The organism is Methylobacterium sp. WL6 (assembly GCF_008040095.1).
In the GTDB taxonomy this organism is placed as follows: Bacteria; Pseudomonadota; Alphaproteobacteria; order Rhizobiales; family Beijerinckiaceae; genus Methylobacterium.
The window spans coordinates 1-6,430 of sequence record NZ_VRVH01000258.1 but is presented as its reverse complement, the minus strand read 5'-3'; the positions used below and the strand labels follow the sequence as shown (position 1 = coordinate 6,430).

Here is a 6,430-nt window from a genome sequence, read left to right as displayed (position 1 = left end):
AAGGCCCGGATCGCAGACCGTGACGGCGAGCGCGTCGCCGTGCGCCTGGCGCAGCGCCAGGGCCAGCGACAGGCCCGGGATGCCTGCGCCCGCGAGCAGCAGGTGGCGGCTGCCCGGGCGGGTCGTCGAACCCCTCATCGCCTCGTCCTCATCGTTCCCTCGCGCGAGGAAGTGACACCGCTTCCGCCCGCAGGCAACGCGCGGGCTCGTCCGGCGGGCGCAGGGAAGCGCGGTCGCACCGCGAGCCCGATGGCGAGGCAGGCCGCGCGGATGCTATGGCGGACGCCTCCTCGCCCCGAAAGCCCGCCGTACAGCCATGCCGACCGATCCCGTCCCGCCGACCGATTCCGGCATCGTCGCCGAGCTTCTCGCCATCCTCGACCTCGAGCGGCTGGAGACCGACCTGTTCCGCGGCGTCAGCCCGCGGAACGGCTGGAAGCGGGTGTTCGGCGGGCAGGTGGTGGGTCAGGCGCTGGTCGCCGCGACCCGGACGGTGCCGAGCGCCCGCGCGCCGCACTCGCTCCACGCCTACTTCCTGCTCGGCGGCGACCCGAGCGTCCCGATCGTCTACGAGGTCGAGCGCATCCGCGACGGGCAGAGCTTCACCACGCGCCGGGTCAAGGCGATCCAGCACGGGCGCGCAATCTTCGCGATGACCGCCTCGTACCAGGTGACGGAAGCCGGCCACGCCCACCAGGCGGCGATGCCCGACGCGCCGCCCCCGGAATCGCTGCCCGACACCAAGTCCCTGCTCGCCAGGGGCATGCCCGGCATCCCCGCGGCGGTGGCCGGCTATTTCGGCCGTCCGCGCCCGATCGAGCTGAAGCCGGTCGACCTGCGACGCTATCTCGAAGGCGGGCCGCAGGCGCCGCTGTGCAACGTCTGGCTGCGCGCGGCCTCGCAGCTCCCCGACGATCCGGCGATCCACCAGGCGGTGCTCGCCTACGCGTCCGACATGACGCTGCTCGATGCCACGCTGATCGTCCACGGGCGCTCGGTGTTCGATGCCGACATCCAGTCGGCGAGCCTCGACCACGCCCTGTGGTTCCACCGCCCGTTCCGGGCCGACGAGTGGCTGCTCTACGCCCAGGACAGCCCCAATTCCGCCGGCGCGCGGGGGTTCGCCCGCGGCCAGATCTTCGCGCGCGACGGGACGCTGGTGGCGTCGGTGGCGCAGGAGGGCCTGATCCGCCCGCGGCCGGCCTAGTTTGGCGTCAAACCGCCGGCAGGCCGCCGCACGCGCCAAATTACTGCGCTTCTGATGAGCATTTGCCCGTTTTGTGTGCGATTACTGCTCAGCTTGAGCCCGTCCCCGCGCCAGTCCGCGACCAAAGCGTGTGCATCCGGCGGTCGCGTGAAAAGGTTCCCAAAAAGTTCGGCGCTGGCATAGTCCTTGAATGAGGGCCCGGCGATCGCGGGGTCATTCGGATCCTGCGCGACCATCCTGGACCGGAACCCCCTGCCGAGCGTCGGCTGCGGCACACGGTTCCCAACCCACGCAGGGGGCGCCAAGCATGAAGATCGTGATGGCCATCATCAAGCCGTTCAAGCTGGAGGAGGTGCGCGACGCACTGACCGGCATCGGCGTGCACGGCCTGACGGTGACCGAGGTCAAGGGCTACGGCCGCCAGAAGGGCCACACCGAGATCTACCGCGGCGCGGAATACGCCGTGAGCTTCCTGCCCAAGCTGAAGATCGAGGTCGCGGTCGCCGCCGACCTGACCAGCACGGTGATCGACGCCATCGCGGGCGCCGCCCGCACCGGCCAGATCGGCGACGGCAAGATCTTCGTCATGCCGCTGGAGAAGGCCGTCCGGATCCGCACCGGCGAGACCGACGCCGACGCGCTCTGAGCCGGCCCGCGAGGGCCGCCGCCCTCACCACCCATTTCTGCCTCGCAACAATCCTGACAGCACCGCGACCCGGGAGTCTCGTGTCCATGAAACTTCGCAACGCCCTCGCGCTCGGACTGGGAGGGGCCGCGCTCGCCCTGGTCCTCGTCGAGCCGTCCCTCGCGCAGACGCCGGTGCCGGAAGCGGCCTCGGCGCCCGCGCCCGTCGCCCTGGTGCCCAACAAGGGCGACACCTCCTGGATGCTGATCTCGTCGGCCCTCGTGCTGATGATGAGCGTGCCGGGCCTGGCGCTGTTCTACGGCGGCCTCGTGCGCACCAAGAACATGCTCTCCGTCCTGACCCAGGTCTTCGCGATCGTCTCGATCGTCTGCCTGCTGTGGGTGTTCTACGGCTACAGCCTCGCCTTCACCAACGGCGGCACCATCAACGACTTCGTCGGCGGCTTCTCGAAGGCGTTCCTGAAGGGCGTCGACCCGAACTCGACCGTCGCCACCTTCTCCAACGGCGTCGTCATCCCGGAATACGTCTACATCTGCTTCCAGATGACGTTCGCGATGATCACCCCGGCCCTCATCGTCGGCGCCTTCGCCGAGCGGATGAAGTTCTCGGCGCTCGTGGTGTTCACCATCCTCTGGGTGACGCTGATCTACTTCCCGATGGCGCACATGGTCTGGTACTGGGGCGGCCCGGACGCGGTCGGCAACGCCGCCAAGGCGCTCGCCATGGCGACCGACGACGCGGCCAAGAAGACCGCGCAGGACGCGCTCGACGCCGTCAACGCCGATGCGGGCTTCCTGTTCAAGAAGGGCGCCCTCGACTTCGCCGGCGGCACCGTCGTGCACATCAACGCGGGCATCGCCGGCTTCGTCGGCTGCCTGATGCTCGGCAAGCGCATTGGCTACGGCCGTGACCTGCTCGCCCCGCACTCGCTGACCATGACCATGATCGGCGCCTCGCTGCTCTGGGTCGGCTGGTTCGGCTTCAACGCCGGCTCCAACCTCGAGTCGAACGGCACCACGGCGCTCGCCATGATCAACACCTTCGTCGCGACCGCGGCGGCGGCGGTCTCCTGGCTGTTCGTGGAGTGGGCGATGAAGGGCAAGCCGTCGCTGCTCGGCATGGTCTCCGGCGCCATCGCCGGCCTCGTCGCCGTCACCCCGGCCTCGGGCTTCGCCGGCCCGATGGGCTCGATCGTCCTCGGCCTCGTCGCCGGCGGCGTCTGCTTCGTGATGTGCTCCACCGTGAAGAACGCGATCGGCTACGACGACTCGCTCGACGTGTTCGGCGTCCACTGCATCGGCGGCATCCTCGGCGCCCTGGCGACGGGCATCCTGGTGGATCCGAAGCTCGGCGGCGTCGGCATCCCCGACTACGCGACCAAGCCCGGCGAGATGGTTCTCGGCACCTACGACATGATGAGCCAGTTCATCATCCAGGCCGAGGCCGTCGGCCTCACCCTGCTGTGGTCGGGCATCGGCTCGGCGATCCTGTACAAGCTCGTCGACCTGACGATCGGCCTGCGCGTGACCCAGGACGAGGAGCGCGAGGGCCTCGACATCGCCGATCACGGCGAGCGCGCCTACAACTACTGATCCATCGACGTCCCCGTGACGCCTGCGAAGCCCCGGTGCCCTGCACCGGGGCTTCTTTCGTCGAGGCCATCCCCGAGGCGGTCGCGGGGCAGCGGTCGGGGGATCCGGTCCTTCGTCCGGGGGCGTCTCGAACCAAGCCGATGCGTGCAACGTGTCCCGAGGCTCGCGACCAAGTCCAGGATCAGTCCTCGATCGTCGAGCGATTCGCCGATGCAGTCGATCAGGCCCGGTCCGGCGGCGCTTGGTAACGATCCGTTAACGAAGACGCACGGAATTCCGGATGATCCGCGCCGGATGGGCCGACTGGTTGTGGTGCGACGGCAACACATCTTGAGCTTGGGGCAGCTGCGGCCGCGATTGCCCGTTTCGTAGGCAATTGCCCGAAAGTTGTTTTTGCGGAGGGTGGGAACTTTCGGCACCTTGGCCGCAGCAAAAAACAAACGGGGCTCGGACTATGACCTTGAAGCTGTTCCTCCAGGGCGCTACGGCGTCGATCGCCACGCTGCTCTGCGTCGGACAGGTGTCGGCCGCCGACCTGTCGGCCAAGCCCGCTCCGCCCCCGGTCCCCGAGGCCTGCAAGGTCGCGATCACCTTCCCGGCCTACGGCGGCGTCATCAAGCAGAACCCGAACCCGAGCTGCTTCACCATCGGCGGCATCGGCGAGATCTACGTCGGCGGCGCGGTGACCGGCTACGCCTACACGCAGACCAACCCGTTCAACACCGCGGTCACGCCGCCCGGCGTTCCCGCCGACCGCGCCGGCCGCGTCGACTTCTCGAACCTGCAGGGCTTCATCCAGAAGGCCGACGGCCCGTTCCAGTTCTACGTCGCGGTCGGCGCCTACACGATCCCCGGCCTCGGCGCGCCGATCTACAGCGCCTTCGATCAGACCGATCTGCTCTTCACCCCGGTCTCGATCGCGTTCGGCAAGTACCAGATCAACGACGAGTGGTCGCTCCAGGGCGGCCGCATGCCGACCAACATCGGCTCGGAGCTGCCGTTCACCTTCCAGAACCTGAACATCTCCCGCGGCCTGCTGTTTAACCAGGAGAACGTGATCAACCAGGGCGTCCAGGTGAACTACGCCAGCGGCCCGTGGGCGGCCTCGCTGGCGGCGACCGACGGGTTCTTCTCGGGTGAGCTCAACTGGATCACCGGCCTGATCACCTACAAGATCGACGACGCCAACACGATCGGCATCAACGGCGGCACGCACTTCAGCAGCTTCAATTCCGGCCTGCAGAGCCTGCGCTTCCAGTATGCCACGCCCCTGTCGCTGCAGAACAGCAGCATCATCAGCCTGAACTACACCTACTCGGCCGGCCCCTGGATCGTGACGCCCTACATCCAGTACACCAACGTCGAGCGCAACGCCGCCCTCGGGCTCAACGGCGCCGAGACCTTCGGCGGCGCGATCCTCGCGAGCTACGCCTTCACCGACAACTTCGCCCTGGCCGGCCGCTTCGAGTACATCGCCCAGAGCGGAAACCGCTTGAGCCTGTTCCCCGACACCTCCGTCCTCTACGGCGCCGGCAGCGAGGCGCTCTCCTTCACCGTCACGCCGACCTTCACCTTCGGCCAGTACTTCCTCCGCGGCGAGTACTCGCGGGTCGAGCTCTACGACATCACCCGCGGCAGCTTGGCGGCCGGCACCCTCGGCACCGGCTTCGGCCGCACCGGCAACCGCACCTCGCAGGACCGCTACATGGTCGAGACCGGCATCACCTTCTGATCCCGGCGCCCTGCGGGGCCGTCCTCACGGTCCCGCATTTACCACGCCAACGAAAACGGGCGGCCCGATCGGGCCGCCCGTTTTCGTTGGCGCGCTGCCGGGTGGCGCGCGGGCCGCGTTCCTACGCCGCCTGCGTCAGGGCCGCCTTCTCCCGGGCGAAGGCCCAGTCGAGCCAGGGCGTCAGCGCCTCGAGGTCGCTCCGCTCCACCGTGCCGCCGCACCAGATGCGCAGGCCGGGCGGCGCGTCGCGGTAGGCGCCGATGTCGAGGGCCACGCCCTCGCGCTCCAGGGTCTCGACGATGCCCTTGGCCACGCGCTCCACCACCGCGTCGCCCAGCGCCAGCACGTCGGCATCGGCGATGACGAGGCACACGCCGGTGTTGGAATACGTCGCCGGGTCGACCGCGAGGTTGGCGATCCAGGGCGTGCGCGCGACCCAGTCGTGGATCACCCGCGCGTTGCCGTCCGCCCGCGCATGCAGGGCGTCGAGCCCGCCGAGGTCCTGCGCCCAGGCCAGCGTGTCGAGGTAGTCCTCGACCGCGAGCATGGAGGGCGTGTTGATGGTGTCGCCGGAGAAGATCCCCTCGATCAGCTTTCCGCCCTTGGTCAGGCGGAACACCTTCGGCAGCGGCCAGGCCGGGACGTGGCTCTCGAGGCGGGCGACGGCGCGGGGCGAGAGCACCAGCATGCCGTGCGCCGCCTCGCCGCCCATCACCTTCTGCCAGGAGAAGGTCACCACATCGAGCTTGTCCCAGTCGAGCGCCTGGGCGAAGGCGGCCGAGGTCGCGTCGCAGATCGTCAGCCCCTCGCGGTCGGCGGCGATCCAGTCGCCGTTCGGCACCTTCACCCCGGCGGCGGTGCCGTTCCAGGTGAAGACCACGTCGTTGTGCTTCGTGTCGATCGCCGACAGGTCGGGCAGCACGCCGTAGGGCGTCTGGTGGATGCGCGGGCTGATCTTGAGCTGCCTCAACGCGTCGGTGACCCACTCCGAGCCGAACGCCTCCCAGGCCGCCACCTCCACGGTCCGCGGCCCGAGCATCGACCACATCGCCATCTCGACGGCGCCGGTGTCGGAGGCCGGGACGATGCCGATGCGGTAGTCGGCCGGCACGCGCAGCACGTCGCGGGTCAGGTCGATCGCCCGGCGGAGCTTGGCCCTGCCGGCGACCGAGCGATGCGAGCGGCCGAGCGGCGCGTCGGCCAGGGCCGCCGGGGTCCAGCCGGGGCGCTTGGCGCAGGGGCCGGAGGAGAAA

5 protein-coding genes and 1 pseudogene are annotated in these 6,430 nt (G+C 69.3%); 4 read left to right on the top strand and 2 right to left on the bottom strand.

The window, feature by feature from the left end; all coding sequences use genetic code 11:
• Positions 1-138, bottom strand: a pseudogene (locus FV230_RS30950) (2-octaprenyl-6-methoxyphenyl hydroxylase); the annotation flags it as partial.
• Positions 139-316: 178 nt separating this feature from the next.
• Here FV230_RS30950 and tesB point away from each other — a divergent pair.
• The 4 genes from tesB to FV230_RS22640 all read left to right on the top strand — a co-directional run bounded on the left by tesB (position 317) and on the right by FV230_RS22640 (position 5,177).
• Positions 317-1,207: an acyl-CoA thioesterase II gene (tesB, locus tag FV230_RS22655; RefSeq protein ID WP_147728183.1), complete on the top strand. Its 891-nt coding sequence runs from the start codon at positions 317-319 to the stop codon at positions 1,205-1,207.
• Positions 1,208-1,514: 307 nt separating this feature from the next.
• Entirely contained in the window at positions 1,515-1,853 is a 339-nt protein-coding gene (locus tag FV230_RS22650; protein WP_147728184.1) for a P-II family nitrogen regulator, read from the top strand.
• Positions 1,854-1,939: 86 nt separating this feature from the next.
• Positions 1,940-3,445 (top strand): ammonium transporter, encoded by a 1,506-nt coding sequence (locus FV230_RS22645; RefSeq protein WP_147728185.1) that lies wholly within the window; start codon positions 1,940-1,942, stop codon positions 3,443-3,445.
• Between the two features lie 454 nt (positions 3,446-3,899).
• Positions 3,900-5,177, top strand: a complete 1,278-nt coding sequence (locus tag FV230_RS22640) for an outer membrane beta-barrel protein (protein ID WP_147728186.1) — start codon at positions 3,900-3,902, stop codon at positions 5,175-5,177.
• A gap of 121 nt (positions 5,178-5,298) precedes the next feature.
• Here FV230_RS22640 and FV230_RS22635 read toward each other — a convergent pair.
• Positions 5,299-6,430: phosphoserine transaminase (locus FV230_RS22635; RefSeq protein ID WP_147844008.1), on the bottom strand; the 1,132-nt coding region annotated here is incomplete at its 5' end.